Here is a 1,393-nt window from a genome sequence, read left to right on the forward strand (position 1 = left end):
GGCTTTACGGATGATCCGATGGAAGATCTTAATAATTTGATGATTGAACTCAGACAAGAAATAAAGGGGACAAAATTAAAGCTTTTATATAATTATATTGATTTTGCCGAAATACTCATTAAACCTTTGCAAGAGTCAAAAATTAAATTGGATTTAAGTCTTATTCCTAAAAGTAAAAATACTCAGGAGTTTGTACTTTGGCTTGCTGGTTTTATTGAGCGAATTACCACAGGTGGACAAGAAAAATTACCTCCAATTCGAGCTAAAATTACTTTACCCGCCTATGCCTATGAAGAAACTTACCCTTCGCAGAAAAAGCCTGTAAATAATGGGGAAGAAATAATTGAATATTTTAAGAAAAATCAAAGTTAATTTTGATGAAAGGCCTGACCTGATTATCTGAGTCAGGCTTTATTTTTGATAAGACCGCTATGATGAGTAATATTTAAGGTAGTATGTATGTTTGTATATTTTACAGATGGAACTTGCATTAATGATTCTGAGATTTATGGCGTAAAAGCCAAGTATGAGCAAAATAAGTATGTAGTGGAAGTTACTATTAAGCCGACACATGTACTCGCTACAACACCGAGCGTACAATTTAAAAAAGAAGTTTTTGATGATCCAAATTTAGCAAATCAATATCTTAGTCATAATTTTAATATGCCACCATTTTTTAATGCTCATAATTTTAGGACAATAAAAAAGCCTATTTCCCAGGGCCAATAGGAAATAAGCTTATAGCTATGGACCTTTTGAGGATGTTACATATCATCCCACGCATCTTTAATCGCTTGTTTAGCGTGTTCCCATTTTAGGCGGGACTCAGCTTTTAGTTCTTCCCATTTTTGCTGCAAGCTGCCTTCCATATCTTCAAACTGAGTTCCTTCTTTAGATTCAGAACGAGCTCGATGACCAAGTTCATAAGCTGCAGAGAAATCACGATCATAATCTAGATCTGGTGTAGTTAATTGCGCTTCTTGATAATAAGGTCGAGTAAGATAGCTTTCGCGCCAGCGAGAGTCAGAATAGTTATGATCGCCAGCTACCAATTGAGCATGATCTGTATTTTGATCTGTCATCAGAATTCCCTCATATTTTATTGAATTTTATGCTTATATTTTGATTTAGGAAGGTGAGGTCACCTTCCTAAATGATCGACCGCATCAAAGAACAACTACAAACGATTAACGTTGTTGGTTGTTATTTGAGTTTTGTTGGCCAGAATCTTTTTGATTAGATCCTTGTTGTTGGCCGCGGTTATCATTTTGCTGTTGTTGCTGGTTATTTTGTTGCTGTTGATCGTTTTGCTGTTGGTTACCGTGTTGCTGTTGATTACGGTTGTCATTTTGCTGTTGTTGCTGCTGATTATTGCGTTGATTTGCTTGATTAT

At 35.5% G+C, this 1,393-nt stretch carries 4 protein-coding genes; 2 read left to right on the forward strand and 2 right to left on the reverse strand.

Annotation, left to right across the window (positions count from 1 at the left end; all coding sequences use genetic code 11):
• Together VXQ92_RS17995 and VXQ92_RS18000 are read left to right on the forward strand one after the other, a co-directional pair.
• Window positions 1-372: hypothetical protein (locus VXQ92_RS17995; RefSeq protein ID WP_400164946.1), on the forward strand; the 372-nt coding region annotated here is incomplete at its 5' end.
• An 87-nt stretch (window positions 373-459) separates the two neighbouring features.
• Window positions 460-729 carry a hypothetical protein gene (locus tag VXQ92_RS18000; RefSeq protein ID WP_000498479.1) on the forward strand — a complete coding sequence of 90 codons (270 nt, stop codon included), beginning with the start codon at window positions 460-462 and terminating at the stop codon, window positions 727-729.
• A 35-nt stretch (window positions 730-764) separates the two neighbouring features.
• Here VXQ92_RS18000 and surA1 read toward each other — a convergent pair whose 3' ends face one another.
• Both surA1 and VXQ92_RS18010 read right to left on the reverse strand, forming a co-directional pair.
• The gene (gene surA1 / locus VXQ92_RS18005; protein ID WP_000132045.1) at window positions 765-1,082 is read right to left on the reverse strand and encodes a surface antigen protein 1; all 318 of its coding nucleotides are present in this window, start codon (window positions 1,080-1,082) and stop codon (window positions 765-767) included.
• 105 nt (window positions 1,083-1,187) lie between these two features.
• Window positions 1,188-1,393 (reverse strand): hypothetical protein (locus VXQ92_RS18010; RefSeq protein WP_416682728.1); only part of this gene is annotated, 206 nt, incomplete at its 5' end.

The organism is Acinetobacter sp. 228, from assembly GCF_048147885.1.